Origin of the sequence: Planktothrix rubescens CCAP 1459/22 (assembly GCA_904830895.1) — a bacterium.
GTDB classification, from domain to species: Bacteria; Cyanobacteriota; Cyanobacteriia; order Cyanobacteriales; family Microcoleaceae; genus Planktothrix; species Planktothrix agardhii.
Genome location: LR882958.1, coordinates 1,922,353 through 1,938,010 on the forward strand (window position 1 = coordinate 1,922,353; position 15,658 = coordinate 1,938,010).

14 protein-coding genes are annotated in these 15,658 nt (G+C 41.0%); 3 read left to right on the forward strand and 11 right to left on the reverse strand.

Annotated elements, in window-relative coordinates; genetic code table 11:
- Positions 1-376 precede the first annotated feature (376 nt).
- Complete coding sequence (locus tag NMG86_RS09015) at positions 377-1,150, forward strand: RNA polymerase sigma factor SigF (protein ID WP_026797483.1); 774 nt, start codon at positions 377-379, stop codon at positions 1,148-1,150.
- A 107-nt stretch (positions 1,151-1,257) separates the two neighbouring features.
- Here NMG86_RS09015 and panD read toward each other — a convergent pair whose 3' ends face one another.
- The 8 genes from panD to NMG86_RS09055 form a co-directional block, all read right to left on the reverse strand.
- Complete coding sequence (gene panD, locus NMG86_RS09020) at positions 1,258-1,701, reverse strand: aspartate 1-decarboxylase (protein WP_026787253.1); 444 nt, start codon at positions 1,699-1,701, stop codon at positions 1,258-1,260.
- Between the two features lie 281 nt (positions 1,702-1,982).
- The gene (locus tag NMG86_RS09025) at positions 1,983-2,651 is read right to left on the reverse strand and encodes a pilus assembly FimT family protein (protein ID WP_043938747.1); all 669 of its coding nucleotides are present in this window, start codon (positions 2,649-2,651) and stop codon (positions 1,983-1,985) included.
- 263 nt (positions 2,652-2,914) lie between these two features.
- Entirely contained in the window at positions 2,915-3,484 is a 570-nt protein-coding gene (locus NMG86_RS09030) for a type II secretion system protein (RefSeq protein WP_026797485.1), read from the reverse strand.
- Positions 3,485-3,523: 39 nt separating this feature from the next.
- The gene (locus NMG86_RS09035) at positions 3,524-4,498 is read right to left on the reverse strand and encodes a hypothetical protein (protein WP_052338680.1); all 975 of its coding nucleotides are present in this window, start codon (positions 4,496-4,498) and stop codon (positions 3,524-3,526) included.
- Between the two features lie 61 nt (positions 4,499-4,559).
- The gene (gene hpsB, locus NMG86_RS09040; RefSeq protein WP_026797486.1) at positions 4,560-5,204 is read right to left on the reverse strand and encodes a hormogonium polysaccharide secretion pseudopilin HpsB; all 645 of its coding nucleotides are present in this window, start codon (positions 5,202-5,204) and stop codon (positions 4,560-4,562) included.
- Entirely contained in the window at positions 5,195-10,132 is a 4,938-nt protein-coding gene (hpsA, locus tag NMG86_RS09045) for a hormogonium polysaccharide biosynthesis protein HpsA (RefSeq protein ID WP_499103680.1), read from the reverse strand. The genes hpsB and hpsA overlap by 10 nt, the downstream gene beginning before the upstream one ends.
- A gap of 105 nt (positions 10,133-10,237) precedes the next feature.
- Complete coding sequence (locus NMG86_RS09050; protein ID WP_026788241.1) at positions 10,238-11,149, reverse strand: IS5/IS1182 family transposase; 912 nt, start codon at positions 11,147-11,149, stop codon at positions 10,238-10,240.
- Positions 11,150-11,184: 35 nt separating this feature from the next.
- The gene (locus NMG86_RS09055; RefSeq protein ID WP_499103682.1) at positions 11,185-11,388 is read right to left on the reverse strand and encodes a hypothetical protein; all 204 of its coding nucleotides are present in this window, start codon (positions 11,386-11,388) and stop codon (positions 11,185-11,187) included.
- Positions 11,389-11,453: 65 nt separating this feature from the next.
- Here NMG86_RS09055 and NMG86_RS09060 point away from each other — a divergent pair, with 65 nt between their 5' ends.
- On the forward strand, positions 11,454-11,579 hold the full coding sequence (locus tag NMG86_RS09060; protein ID WP_264480730.1) for a hypothetical protein: 126 nt from the start codon (positions 11,454-11,456) through the stop codon (positions 11,577-11,579).
- A gap of 315 nt (positions 11,580-11,894) precedes the next feature.
- Here the strand turns inward: NMG86_RS09060 and rpmB are convergent, their stop codons facing one another.
- From rpmB to NMG86_RS09075, 3 genes are all read right to left on the reverse strand, one after another.
- The gene (gene rpmB, locus NMG86_RS09065) at positions 11,895-12,131 is read right to left on the reverse strand and encodes a 50S ribosomal protein L28 (RefSeq protein WP_026787250.1); all 237 of its coding nucleotides are present in this window, start codon (positions 12,129-12,131) and stop codon (positions 11,895-11,897) included.
- 216 nt (positions 12,132-12,347) lie between these two features.
- Complete coding sequence (gene lysS, locus NMG86_RS09070) at positions 12,348-13,907, reverse strand: lysine--tRNA ligase (RefSeq protein ID WP_026787249.1); 1,560 nt, start codon at positions 13,905-13,907, stop codon at positions 12,348-12,350.
- A gap of 166 nt (positions 13,908-14,073) precedes the next feature.
- A complete protein-coding gene (locus tag NMG86_RS09075; protein ID WP_158442057.1) occupies positions 14,074-14,235 on the reverse strand; it encodes a hypothetical protein in 162 nt (53 codons plus the stop codon).
- 259 nt (positions 14,236-14,494) lie between these two features.
- Here NMG86_RS09075 and NMG86_RS09080 point away from each other — a divergent pair, with 259 nt between their 5' ends.
- Positions 14,495-15,631, forward strand: coding sequence for a Rid family detoxifying hydrolase (locus NMG86_RS09080; RefSeq protein WP_026797487.1), 1,137 nt, complete (start codon positions 14,495-14,497; stop codon positions 15,629-15,631).
- Positions 15,632-15,658: the final 27 nt, after the last annotated feature.

Below are 15,658 nucleotides of genomic sequence, written 5' to 3' on the forward strand. Positions count from 1 at the left end.
TGGTAGGTAAGGGTTCAGCCCTCAGCCTTCCTGAATTAACACAAAAATTTTTCGCCAAGTGAATATATATAGTTCCCAATTTCAGGAAATATTAATCAAATTTTTCTAAATATCTTGCGTTAACCCTGTAAGTTGGGCTACAATAATATGTTATTAGCCATAATAGTGTATATAAATTTGCTAAAGCTAGGCTTCTAGCCGATGGCTTAAAAGTCCTCGTTTAGTGCTTCAGCGACCTCACATTGACTATTAAATATAGGTTCAGAGTCCCCCCCATGTTGGGGCTAACCCTCTAACCTCCCATGCCATTAAAGCCTAGTGTGGTCAAGATTGATACGGAACTTATTAGCCAGCCCTACCAACGCAGGATATTGTCATGCCTACTCAAGTTGTCAATTACCCTAGGGGAGAAAGTTTAGAACTGTTACACCAATATCAACAGTCTGCTTCCAAGGATATCCGTAACCGGATTGTTCAGTTAAATATTGGATTGGTGCGTAAGGAGGTACACCATTGGGTGAACCAATGTACGGAAAGTTATGAAGATTTACTTCAAGTCGGTTGTATTGGCTTAATTCGTGCAATTGAGCGATTTGACCTGTCGAAAGGTCATGCCTTTAGTTCCTTTGCGATTCCCTATATTCGGGGGGAAATTCAACACTATTTAAGGGATAAAAGCCCGTCGGTGCGGGTTCCCCGTCAATGGTTGACCTTACAACGGCAATCGGTGAAGGTAATTCAACAACTTCAGTTAGAACTCAAGCGCCCGCCTACGGATGGGGAAGTGGCGGAGGTTTTAGGAATTTCTGTGAATGAGTGGAATGAGGTTAGGTTAGCTAATAGCAACCGTTCTGTGCTGAGTTTGGATGCTCCGATTATGGATGGGGAAGATGGAGCGACCTGTTTAGGGGAAATGGTTCCCGATGGTCGTTATCGGAGTTTTCAGTTGGCGCAGGAGGATCAAATTCGTGTCCAGCAGGCTTTGGCTAAATTAGAGGACGGAACCCGTAAGGTTTTGGAGTTTGTGTTTCTGTATGATTTAACCCAGAAGGAAACGGCCGAACGTTTGGGTATTAGTTCGGTGACGGTTTCCCGTCGGGTGAAAAAGGGGTTGAGTTCTTTGCAGAAAATGATGTCTGGTGGTGAGTAGTTGAGTTTTTGGGAATTGACACTCTCACCGTATAAAGGTGAGAGTGTCAACTGAATGTACCTGAAATTTATGGGCAAATTGGTTACTGTAGTTACGGGGTTTGCGGATCATGACGATGTGTGACCTTCTGGAATTCCTGGCAAAGAGTGAAATTCAACACTTCCTTGATTTGGAGTTAGAGTTTGATAGAGAAGTTCTTGACAATGATTATTTTCATCAGCCACGATTATTTTCGCTTCGTGTCCATTTTTTAAGATTTCGGAGCGATCGCATTGTTCATTTGCCCAAATAATTAGTAGATCATCTTTCTGACATAGCAGTGCTGCCCCACCATTTGGACAAACTATGCCAGAACCTGCTTCACCTGGTAAAACATAGGTTGACCAACGGTTGCCATTATTGATATTGACGATTTGTACTTCTTCTAAAGGTAACATTCCTACCTTTTCTAACAAGTCTGAGTCTATGGTTAAACTACCAACATAGTCACGCTTTGCCTCTGTAACCCTGACCCGATGAAGTTTTGCGTGCATTAGTTTGATTATACCCATTATTTTCCTTTTTGATTTATTTGTACAATTAGAGTTTTTAGAAAATCAGAATACCTGTACCCGGCCCGACATCTAGGATAGTGACATCAAAAAGCCTAAGTAGAACTTAGGGGTTTTAACCCATTTTTCTGATAAGTCCCCATTAAAAAGGGGGATTTAGGGGGATCTGGTCTGGGATGAAAGCAACGAGATTATTGCTTAATTTGATTACACAGGTACTATAGCAGGGAACAGCCCCCCCAAACCTCCCGTGCACGGGGGCTAGGGGCAGGGCTGTTTAGTTAATAACAATAGCGATCATTAGTATTGGGTTTGGTGTTTTCCTTTCCAATGCGGGTCACACCGAGAACGGTGGAAATAATCACGCAGCGTTTAGTGTTGCCGAGGTCGGGATGGTTCAGGGTGATGGTTCCGAGCGCTTGTAAACTGGTTTGGGTGCATTCGTCGTTGGGGAAGTAGACGGGACAGCCTTTGTAGTTGAACAGGGTGCGGTACATTGTGCCTGATGTGGTGACTTTGTTGGTGGTTGGGTTAATTTTACGCAGGCTGGTTTCGAGTTTGCCCTTGGGGTTGGGTTGTTTATCATCAATAATAATACCGGGTTCTAGGGTTTGCCAACTGCCAGCCGGGAGTTGAACTGGGGGGATACTAGCGGGATGGAGGGCAAATTTAATCGTTTTGGGGGTTTGTTGGGTTTCTTGGGTTTCTTGGATGCTGACTTGCCATGCGGTTTTTTCCCGTTTGGCGTCGCTTTGAGCCATTTTGAATGCCCATTGCAGTTGTCCTGTGGAGGAGGCGAGACGATGGCGGTAAATGAAACCTAACCAACTGGGGATAGCAATGGCGCCTAGAACACCAATTATAAATATAATAATTAGTTGTTCAATTAGGGTAAATCCGCTATTAGAGGAGGTTAAGGAGCGATCGCTGGTCTTTTTTTGATTGATCATTTTAGCACACCTGATTTTAACTAAAGTAGTTATGTTTTCTGAGCGAACCTAACTACCAGTCTGCAAAAAATCAGGGGCTTTGACCACGGGAGAATTACGGATCTTTTAAAATTATTTTGAACATTGAAATTTTAATCAATCAGTGAAATTACGGAGTTATGGTAGCTTTTGTGGCTATCCTGACAGGGATTGAGCTTAATTTACCCATTGCTATAATTGCAATGTTGCAAGATGGCGGCTACGCGATCGCATTCTTTCAATATTTAGGGAGGGGTGGGACAATCTGTTTTTTCTGCGGTTCTCATTCCTCCTAACAGAGTTTGAACAATGGTACAGTGTTTACCTTTGCCATCAGGAAGGGAGACTGTTGCTATGAAGGGCAATTCTTGCTTAGGAGTCATTTTTTTGATACTTCCTCGATAATCAAAAACAATATCTGAATCGGCGGTTACTGTCGTATCTCCTGCACCTGTAACAAGTTTAATAGTTCCTGCTTTAATTTCACCAGAAACATTGAGCTTCTCTACATTACCGTTATAAGTAACGGTAGGTGGATCAACTGGAGGAACACTAAATGTTAGAGTAACATCACCTTTTTTCCGTTTTGCTTCAGCTTGGGCTGATTTAATCGCTTGAAATACCTGATTATTAACTGTTTTAAGTCGTTGTCCGGTAGTAAATGCTTGCCAACTGGGGGCGGCGATCGCACTCAAAACGCCAATCATTAAAACCACAACTAACAATTCAATTAGGGTAAATCCCTGATCAGATTGAACGGGATTTTTTTTTAACCGATTTATTAACAGCTTATTTAATATTTGTTGAGTTTTCATAATTAATCCTTTTTGATTATTTAATAATTTGAGTTAATTCTAATTTCCCAGACCACTTAATCCTCGCAATTGAACTGATGATTTTGGACAATAGGGTGAGTTAGGGTTAGCAATAGGATCACAAACCGCATTAGCATCATTACGTCTTAGTGCATTTCCCTGAATTGTTAATTTAGCTAAGTCATTTGTTGAGCTATCATCCAGTTTGAAATCTTGAATGTAGTTAACTAAAACAGTTTGTGTGACATCGGCTATTGTCGCTGCGTCAGTAACATTCTCTAAAGGTTTAGACAGAGTAAAATCAGGATTATAGGGTAGATTATCCTTACTACCCTTCCAATAGCTTCTCAAGTTTGGGTTTTCGTCTGTTCCTAGGTCGTCTTTTGTATAGTAGGTTCCATCAGATTTTGCTAACCCATCAGAAATTTCATACCGAACTATTCGACTAGGACAAGTTGATCCTGAAGGTTGACACCAAATTGATTTGTCATCTGTTTCTGGAAGTAATTGATAACTGACTAACGATAAAACGTAGGTATCATTACAGGTCGTTGGTGTACAATCTTTAGGCAGTACAGCAGAATCTACTGGAACCGAATCTTCTACTAATTTTCGTTTCCAAAAAACAAGAACAGGTTTTTCATTATTAGGAGTTCCAGTATTCGGTAAAAAACCATTATCTTTTAGACTTTTAATTTCATCAATCGGCGCTCCTGTTGTTATTGGATTAGGTTTTTGATTCACATAAATATAGAGAGCTTGACTAACATCTTCTCCAATATAATCTAATGCAGATTGGATTTCTTCTTCGGTGTTTGCTTTGGCACTTTCTCGTTGATCATCATTTAATAGACCAAGCACCATTCCCATCAAAGGAGTGATCACAATAAAAGCAATAATTGTACCCACTAACAGTTCTATCATTGTCATGCCCTTGACTTGATAGTTTCGATCAAATTTTGCCGGATTTGACCTAACTTGATGTTTAAGTAATAATTTTAGAAAGATACTCATTTTTATTGCTCCATTAACTTAAGAAAAGTATGTGAATTAAGTTAGACTTAAAATATTACGGTCAAGGTGTACCCTGTAGTCGGTCTCTAAGATTTTCAAAGGTTGCATCTGACGGTAAAACTTCAGTTTTCATCATAACTAAAGGCAAACCACGATTACCTAACGCATTCGTTGTTAAGCTGTCCGACTTAGTAGGTGACTGAAGCGTTACACCAGGGGCAAAAGAGTTAGCCCGATAAACTCTAACTTGCATTCCATAGCCTTTTTCTGGCTTCGTAGCATCAGGAATGATGATAATGGGTTGAACCACCATATCAACAGGGCTATTTGTTTGACACCCTGCTGTTTCATCAAGATTTACACAGTACAATTTTTTATCGGTTGTTGTACAATAACCATCTTTTGATGTGCAATCACTTGTTAAATCACCTGTTGCTGGAGCGGTAATTGCAGTTTGTTTGGGTGCTCTTTCTTTTATTGCATTGGGATCAGAAGCAGCTTTCACCCAATCAATATAACTTTTTCCCGCTTGAGTTGCCAGTTCAACTCGTTTGGCTTGCACGCGAGTCCCCACAGAGAAGGCAATAACGGGGCCAATTGCTAACAACATGACAGATACAACAATTACCGCCATGAGTCCCTCAAGGATGGTATAGCCTTCTTGAGAAGGTGAGCGTTGATTGAGTGGGCGTTGCTTTAAAAACATGACCTTTTCCTCCTATAAAACTTAGCTACCATATTTAGCAGAGCAAGTTTGACCGGGTATTGCTCTGGTTGTGGAGATCGTTCCGGGGTAGCGGTTGGTAACGGTGCGACCTTAGAACACAACAACCCTTTAACCCAATCATCATCTCGGCTAACTTCGCGGAAATATTCATCGGGGTCAATACTTTCATCCGGTAGAGAGAATTTCTGGGCAAATAAATCCGGTGGCTGAGATAACAGACCGACATCAAAACCCCATTCCCGTTTCGGGAGTAAGAAGTAGCCAATCTTACCACCCCCTGAATTAATTCTGTATCGACTCGCGTTGTTATTACCAGCATCATTCCCAAATATTGCAGGTGGACGTTTAGCGTAGGGGGGATTGGGGGGATTGTCGGGATTGGGGGGATCGGGATTATTATCCATGAGGCTAAAGTAGGGAGCGGAAGCGTAGGAACTGCGACTGGTCTGAATAAAAGCACCCGCGATAGTCGCCGTTTGCTCTGGAAATTGCCAGTTTTCTAGGAAGCGGGGTAAGTTTTGTAAACCGCCATTGTTGTCTCTAGGGCGTGCTGGAATGTCTCCAGTTGCCATGACTAAGTTAAACTCGTTCAAGTTAGTCGCCGTCTTCGGTGCAGCCGGAATCGCCCACCGATTGTTTGTAGTCCCTCCTGGATTATTGCCTACAACAAATGTACCTGTTGTAGTAGGGGAGTCAGTGGCATGAATTTGCAGGACGGGAACTAACAGGGGTTGTTTGGTCGTGTTAGTAAAATTGGTATCGGGATTAGTCGATTCATTAGCTGTTGTAGAAAGATCATCTTGCTGATAGTACCACAAAGGATTAGTACCTACGTTAGTGCGCTTATCTTTATCTCCATCTCTGTTACGAGTTTGGAACCAAAGAGCGTTAGGTTGATTGGCTCTAATATCAGTAAAAACGCTAGTAATGGCATTAGGAGTAGTCTTATGAATTCCCAAGGGTTTTGGTAGATTACTATTCAAAACCAGTTGATTACTATCATTCCGTTGAAAGGCAACACGACGGGGGAAACGTTGATACTTGAGATCAGGCGGAGTAGCAGTTGTCCCTGAACCATCTATCAACGCAGTGCCACTCGCATTATTAATTAATTCAGATGCCGTTCGTAAACTCTGATCATCTTTATCAATAACTTTCCAGTCATCAGGATCACAAGCAGAAACAGGCAGTTTTAAACATATTTCAGTCAGAAACTCTTTGGGATTATTATCGAGTCGTCGCTGAACCGGAGTAACAAAGTTATTGAAGTAGGAACTATTCAGAATTGTTCCTGTAGTTGAACGGTAATTCTCATCTTTAGGGGTAGCTTCATCAGCAGCGATTGTTCCATCATCATTAACATCAAACTTCCCTGTACCTCCACTACTCAAACCATTAATGGCATAGTCATTATTCAAGAAACCGTTTTCCAGACGAGCCGTTTTTGCTGAAACCCAATTATTATTAGTGTCTTTTTTAATCGTTGCGCCACCCGCATTATTTCTGAGGTCAAAATCTCCCTCATCCCGATAACCAAATCGGAAGTTATCAGACAGCAGAGTAATAGCATCCGCTAGGACGTTAGCGGGACGCCAATCGTCTCCGGTATCACATTTGAACGACCCAGCTTGAATTCTTGGATCTTTTGCATGACAAGCAAAGTTAGGATTGAGGTCGCTCGCTTTACGGCCATAGTAATCGTTAAAAGTCCAACTAAAAGTGCCTGTAAATTCGCTTTGGGTATGTCTATTAAAATCCCCTTTAATATAAACAGGCAAGTTAGAGACTAAAGTGAGTCCTTTGTCTTGAACAACATCTTGTACTGTAACTGGAGATGGAGGCCAGGGACGCTTTAAACTACCATTGGCGAGAAGAATCCCATTCGGGCGACGGGTAGGATCTAATTTTAAGTCCGCCGCACTTGCTTCGAGATCAGCAGGGGTGTCACGGGTGTCGGGTTGGGCGCTTAAATCGGGAAGTGCATCATCCCGACTAGCGTAGATAATTCCACTCAAGGGTAATAGATATTCCCCCTTGCCTAAACTGGCTTTTGGCCCTGTAGTTACACCTTGGGCAATATCTTTATTTGCCAATAATTTTAAATCAATCTTAGTCACGCGAACTTCCTGGGGCATCCGTTCTTCTAGGGGCAGGGTAGGGCTGGCGTTTAACTTCGCTTTCTCGGCAGCAACATCAGGACGACTGCTGAGGGTGAAGGTTTCATCAACGGTTGTTGTTGGATCATCCGGTTCATTTGCCTTGACCTCTCTGGCATTTAAAAGCGTAAGTTCCGAAATCGCTCCATGAGGAATTACCGCGTCAGATGGGGTAATGTCGCCACTGAGAATATCTAAAGAACAGAGGGTGCTATCAATGGCCGCTTGATTAGCTAAGGTCAGAGGTTTTCCTTCTACTAGGGTTTTTAAGGCATCTCTCAGGGCGGAATTAGCAAATCGGCCATCGGGGAAAACATAGTTAGCTTGGTTTCCCAGTTCCGCAGCCGCATCAGAGACCGTATAGAGTCCTGTCGTAGCACTGTAAGAAGCGGCAGTCGGTCTGGCTGTTGTGGGTTTAGGGTAGGCTACACCGTTATTAGATTTACCATTGGTGGTATCTTTTTCCAGTCCCTCAACGTCAATGAGATTTTTGGCTGTAATTCGATTGGTTGGATCATAGTAACTACTAACGCAGGCAATCGGTTGTTGATCGGTGTCGCTATTGACAGGATCATAGGGATCGGAGGCATAGTGATAAACAGCCGTTGCCCGCATCCGCAAGTCACCTTGGGATTTTGTAGGATTGGTACTGAAAGGAACCCAAGGTGTAGACGGTGGAGTAAAGGGAGTCTTCGGAGAACCATCGGCGTTATATAAGCTCGTGTTGTCATACACCTGTGAACCCACACCAGGAGACATGGGCATTGTATCCGGCCAGACAATCGGAAAAGTTTCCGTTGCTGATGTGGCGGGATCATCATAAGTTGCGTTCCCTTCAACTACTGGGGTTCTTGGATCATCCCATAAGGGGGGCGGTAAAAAGGAGTTCTTACGTTCATAAATTCCTGCACCTGTAATCACCCGTAACCCACCAATGGCATCTAATGGAGCTTTGGGTTTTTGGGCTGCGGCTTTTTCCCAATAGCCATCTCGTTTGGTATTCCCTAAGTTGGGTAAGGGTTTAACTTGGGTGCTGCGAGTTCGATCCACCGCATTCGGCGGCGACGGTTCAGTCCATTTCTTGCCCGTAATGGGTAAATTTGCCGCGGCTTTCCAACGGGTATCTATGGCTGAATCATATTTCAGGGCGGGTAAGTTATTTCCGGCGATGACGCGATCGCCCAAATAGTTTTCTTTTCCATTTTTCTTCTGAGTCTCAGGTTCGGTTTGCTGAAGTTGGTCGAGTTGAAAAGTTAAACCAGAGGTACTGCCTGTTCCTGCTTCGTTAGTTGGCAACATCCAAGTGTCTTTGGCGGGTATTAAATCTTCTGTTCCTAATCCTATTACCACTTTACCTGCTTTTGGAACAGGCCATAGATCAGTAGGCCGTACCTCTACTTGTGTCACTTTCCGAATTCTGGCTTTAAAATAAGCCCTCAGTTCTTCTTCGCGGACTGTATCATGTTTTAGTGTTGAATCTTCTGCAATCCGCTTTAGAACCACTGCTTCCACTGAGGGCGGCATATTACTTGCCACAATGTCTGTGCCTTTATCTCCTGCCGTTGCCCTCAAATCATCAATCAAAGCACTGAGGCGAGCTTTATAAGCAGCATCATCATACATTGCTTCGTTAACAACAGTAGCAGTGCTGGTGACCGATTGATTAGCCGTTGTAATTTGAGCGGTGGTTGGGTTAGTTCCGGCTCCTTGGTACAAATGCACCTGTACAGAATAGTTTTCAGTGGGTTTATCCGTTATGCCGTTTATAACGTTACCCGCTACAATCACCTTGCTATTTTCTTCTTTATAAAAACAAGAGTTAATTCCACTAACTTGATATAATTTCAATTCGTCGTTAGTATTAGAAGGAGAAGCGATTAAATTGCTGTTGGTAAAAATCCGCCCGTTTAAGTTAGTGGCAACAGGATTAATAATTAAATCATCTTCATAAAGAACTGCATTATTTGTTAGGGGAACCCGTGTTGCATCAAGTTGATATTCTAAAGCTGAAAAGCTAGGTGTTCCTTGAAATTGACTATATTTATCTGAGGTAAAGACTAATTGATTTTGACTATTTTTAATCAGGTTTGAACTGCTAATATCTGCTAGAGTAATCGGTACAGTTGTTGTATAAACAAAAAAAGCTTTTTTCAGGTTGCCATCTAACCTTGACCAACCGGAATCATCGACTAGACCGCTCGTTCCCCCGGAGGCAAGAACCGCTTGACATTCCTTGCTCACCCCAGAAGTTAGAGTCATGGGAAGGGTTCTAGCATCTAAAGGGTTTCTAGTTCTATCCGTTCCAGGTTTGCGGAAGAAAATCCCGTAGTAGGTAAAACTATCAAATTTCCCATCATTATTAGTATCTACCGGAAATCGCCAAGCGGTTTGAATAGCGTTTTGATCTTCGAGTTTTTGATTAGTTGTTATTACATCTATTGTAGAGTTGCCATCAACGTCATACTGAATTTGTAAGCGTTGCTCATCACCTAAGTTATAAAAAACATCATTTAAAGCCCGACTCAACTCATTATCAGAGGGTGTTTCTCTAGGTAATGATTTATCGTTTCCTGATAACAAATATTCAATTTTAGCTTTTGCCCGATCTAATGCCGGGGTTGCAGCTTGTAGAACTTGTTCATCCACCCGCCGATATTGAGCCATTTTTGCCCGATCCATCGATCGCAACATAATAGATATCTCCGAAAATCCCCAAATGCCATCTATCGCTAATTTTTGAACCTCTAGCACTCCTGTGCCGGGTTCTCCCAAAGTAACGGATTTATAGGCTTTTTCAGTTACATTAATAATAATTAATGAATTTTATCTCTGATATTCAATCATTTTTTACAAGAATTATGGGCAATTCTTAGATGATAATACAATCGCTCCTATTCGCCATCTTATTAGTCCACATACTGTCAAGATTACTGCTTCATAATTTTCCCTCTTTAACCGAAATCTTTCTGAAGCAACTCGATAAATTTTTATCAGTCTTATTAAATGTTCGACTACAATCCTTTGTTTGGCTTTTAACCGATTTTCTTCTCGATGTTCAAGCGATATTTCTTGATTTCTCGGTTTCTTATGTGGTGTATTAATTGCTGTTTCCCCTACATAAGCTTTATCCCCTCTGTATTTTTGATTGTTCCCCAATTCCTCGCTTCTTTCTCTCCACAATTTTAGATCGCTTGTTGCTCCGGTATAACCCACTACTACATCCACTATTTCTTTCCCATTTGGCATGACAATCACTTGATTTTTAAACGTATGTGTTTTTTTCTTTCCTGAGTAATATTTTTTCTGCTCTTCATTGTCTGTTGGTCTTTGCATGGGCTGTTCATAGCTATCTACTATTAACTCAAATTCCAGCAGAATTTTTTCTACCCACTCCCAATCACTCTCGTTTTTTTTTACTTGCTCAACTAAACTCGCTGGTAGTAATTCTCTGAAGATTTTTATCCAGTTATGGAAAATATCATTCGCTGTTGATTCACTCACTTCAAACTGTAACCCTAACATTTGAAATGTGGGCATCTGATGCAGATAAATTAGAGTTAGTAATATTTGTTCATCCACAGATAATTTCTGGCGACGACCCCCACCTGCTTTAATCAACCTGATTTTAGTTTTTTCTTGTTCCTGTCGTTTTTCTTGTTCTAATAACTCCGCAGCTTGAATGAGTTCTATCAACTGTTCATATTCCATCCCTAATAGCCTTTTTGCTTGCTGGGGATTCTTGTCCAGATACTCTCTTAAGTTACTCATCTCTTATTGGGGTAAAATCCAATTTTACCATCTTGCTATCCTTCCCAATTTATATTTTGGAGATGTCTAATAGTTATGGTCAATAGCACCACCACTAACAAAACCATCACCACCGTAGGCAACACAAAGCCCGCCCGACCATAACGATCTTGACGGTTGATCCTCATCCAAACCCTAAGAAGCGATCGCATTGTCCGCCGGGTCATCCGTTGAAAAGCAATCCGGATCGAGCGAGACAAAGACAGAATAGGATTAGAGAATTTGTTGTTGTGATGTTGTGACATAATATATGCCTACCTAACCTGTGATTGGAATGGTTGTGATGGCGAATAACGGGAAAAACTCCCTACCTTTAGTTTTAGCATTTCTGCCCCAGAATCGCCTCGGTAAAAATACCGATATTTCCGAGTTTAGTCGCGCTTGCTATTAATGTAAGAAATACAGTTTAGGGATTCTCCTCTATTATTTATAATGCCCAATTTTTTTTGAAAAGCGATCGGGATCTGGATATATTAAGTTTTTCCTTTTTGAATCCTAAGACCTAACCCCCCAGCCCCCTTCCCTGCGAGGGAATGGGGTGTAATCGATCCTAAATCTCTTTGAGATTTAATATTAGAAATTCTTCCCCCTCTCCTTGTAGGAAAAGGGCTGGGGGAGAGGTTACACAATTTTTTAATCTCAAAATAAATATCCCCCCTGTTGTCTAGGGGGGGTTAGGGAAGTTCTGGCTATTGTTCGGCCCCATTTAAAATTTGTTCAGATCAAGTCCTGCTTTTTTTGCCATGGCTTGTAACCCTTTCAGTTCAATAGTTTTAATCGCTTTTGTAGAAAGTTTTAATCTCACAAAACGATTCCCTTGGGGCCACCAAATCCGTTTCCACTGTAAATTCGCTTCCTGCAATTTGTGGGTGCGACGGTGGGAGTGGGACACGGCCATACCGTTATTGGCTCTCTTTCCCGTTAACTGACAAATCCGAGACATGGTTAACTCCAGCTTACTCTTGTTTTAAAAGTCCAAACCCCCATTATACAGAATTTTGGTTCTAACAATCCCGTGGCTTTGAAAGTCCTTTGATTTTATAGCAGGGAACAGCCCCCCAAACCCCCCGTGCACGCCGGGGATAGGAGGAAGGGAACAACAGCCCCCCAAACCCCCCGTGCACGGGGGGCTAGGGAGGGAGGGAACAGGAGGTTTGGGTTAAAAAGTTCGCATGGTCGGGAACATAATCACATCTCGAATGCTGGCGGTATTCGTAAATAACATTACTAACCGATCAATTCCAATCCCCATTCCGCCACAATTTGGCATCCCTAAAGATAGGGCTTGAATGAAGTCTTCATCCATCGGATGAGCTTCTTCATCCCCGGCATTTTTCTGGGTTAATTGTGCTTCAAATCGTTGGCGTTGGTCTTTGGGATCATTCAATTCAGAAAAGCCATTAGAATATTCTGTCCCATGAATAAATAACTCAAAACGTTCTACAAATCCCGATTTAGAACGGTGACGTTTAGCTAATGGACTGACTTCCACCGGAAATTCCGTAATAAAAGTGGGTTGAATTAATTTAGGTGAAACTAACTTATCAAAAACCGTATAAAGGACATATCCTAAACTTTGGATTTCTAATTTTGATAAATGTAACCCTAAACTTTCTACTGCTTTCAGGGCTTCATCTAACTCTAAAGTATCAAAATCTAACCCAGTTGTTTCTCGCACCGCTTCCACCATTGTTTGTACTTTCCAATGGCTTCCGGTAAAGGTGGGATATTGTTCAGAATAGTTATATTTTCGTTCTAAACTTATCACATCTCCCTGATATTCTAGTGAAGTTTGTTCTCCTAAAACATCCTTAGCGATCGCACAAATCACATCTTCTACTAAAGTGATCACATCAAAATAATCAGCGTAGGCTTGATATACTTCAATCGAAGTAAATTCGGGGTTATGGGTACTATCAATACCTTCATTTCTAAACACCCGCCCAATTTCAAATACCCGTTCAAAACCGCCACAAATTGCCCGTTTTAAATGCAATTCCGTAGCAATTCGCAGATATAAATTAATATCCAAACTATTATGATGGGTAACAAAAGGACGAGCCGCCGCCCCGCCATAAATTGCCTGTAATACAGGAGTTTCTAATTCCTCAAAACAATTATCCCATAAATAAGTCCGAATCCTTTTCAGAATTCGATTTCTAGCTTTAAAGGTTTCTAAGGATTTCGAGTTACTAACTAAATCAATTTCTCGATGACGACGACACAGTTCCGGGTCATTAACTCCATAATAGGAATCAGGAAAAGGCATGGTAGCTTTAGAAACAATAAAAATCCGTTCCACCTGTACGGATAATTCCCCTCGGTTAGTCCGACAACCAATTCCTTCGGCGGCAATAAAATCCCCCAAATCCAGGTATTTTTTAACCTGATTAAAGGATAATCCTGTTTCGCCCGTAACTATTTTTTTCTCTAATTTGAGTTGAATTATTCCCGCAATATCGGTTAAACCAATAAACCCAATACTACCACTATCGCGTTTAAAAGTAATCCGTCCACAAACCTTTAAAGGAATAGCATCGGCGTCGCTTTCCCCATCATTTAATTCTTTACCTGGTTGGGCGAATAAGTCTTTAATGTCCTGGGTTGTATGTGACCTTTGAACTGAATGACTGGGATAGGGTTCTATTCCCAATTCTCTCAACTCATCGACTTTTTGAGAACGAACTTCTACTTCATTGCGGGTTTCATTTTTAGCCATGTTGATGATTTCCTATATCAATTTATGCTCAATCTTTTATAATAACAGTGATTTGCTATTATTTATAATTCTTCCTAACTCTCGTTTCTAGGTTCTACCTAGAAACGCAATTAAGGTGGCTCTGCCACCAGAATACTATCATAATATTATAATAGAGGCAGAGCCTCTATTTAGCATTCCAAGGAAGAGCCTTGGAACGAGGAATCTCCTGGGTTGTATGTGATCTTTGAAGGGAATGACTGGGATAGGGTTCTATTCCCAATTCTCTCAACTCATCGACTTTTTGAGAACGAACTTCTACTTCATTGCGGGTTTCATTTGCAGCCATGTTGATGATTTCCTATATCAATTTATGCTCGATCTTTTATAATAACAGTGATTTGCTATTATTTATAATTCTTCCCAACTCTCGTTTCTAGGTTCTACCTAGAAACGCAATTAAGGTGGCTCTGCCACCAGAATACTATCATAATATTATAATAGAGGCAGAGCCTCTATTTAGCATTCCAAGGCAGAGCCTTGGAACGAGGATATTTAGGAGTTGATATTAATGATAAACTAATACAAGGATAATTAAGAGGTGAATTATGGACATCAAAGAATTTTTAGAGAAACGTTCTAAAGGTGAATCTAACTTTCAGAATGTACAATTATATAATGTAAACCTTGAAGGAACAGATTTAGGTGGTATTAATTTCTCTGGTGCTAATTTAGGAGGTGATAAATTAAGCCGTGCTAGATTATATATGGCTAATCTCAGTTATACCAGATTAACATCAGTTTATCTTGAGCAAGCGTATATCTCTAATGCGAATTTGACAGCAGCTGATTTAACAGGTTCTATTCTGAATAGAGCAGATTTTACAAGTGCAAATTTGACGGGAGCTAATTTAACAAATTGTAGTCTGAATAGAGCAAATTTTACAAGTGCAAATTTAAGTCGAACTGATTTAAGAAGAGGACAATTTGAAGGATGTAATTTTATATCATCTAACTTAAATTTTGCCAACTTAAGTGATGTAAATTTATCGTCAGTAAACTTTATAAATGCCAATTTGGAATGTGCCAATCTTGAAAATGCTAATTTAAACAAAGCTATACTTAAAAATGCTAATCTAAAAAAGGCTGATTTGCGAGGAGCTAATTTAATTAATGCAAATTTAGAGGGTGCAAACTTAACTCAAGCTGATTTAACAGATGCTAATATTTATGGAGTCAATCTTCAAAATGTTAACTTAACAGATACAATTATGCCTAATGGAGAATGCTATCAACCTGAAGATAGCACTCCTGATTTACCAGACCCAATAGACACATTAACAGACACAGAAAAAACCATGACTCGAAAAATCATTAAAACCGAAAACGCCCCCAAACCCGTTGGCCCTTATAATCAAGCGGTAATGGTCAATAACATGATCTTTTTATCAGGACAAATTGCCATTGACCCCCGCGTTAACGACATTCTTTATCCCGATGACATCACCAAACAAACCGAAAGAGTGATGTCAAATTTAGAAGCCGTATTAACCGAAGCCGGCGCCACCTGGGAAAACGTAGTTAAAACCACAATATTCTTAAAAGATATGAACGATTTTACCCAAGTTAATGAAGTCTATTCCAAATATTTTAAACCCGAAACCGCACCCGCTAGGGCGACCGTTGAAGTTTCCCGTCTTCCCAAAGATGTATTAGTAGAAATTGAGTGCATCGCCGTCCTCTAAAAATTTCGTTGTTGGGCTTTAGCCCTC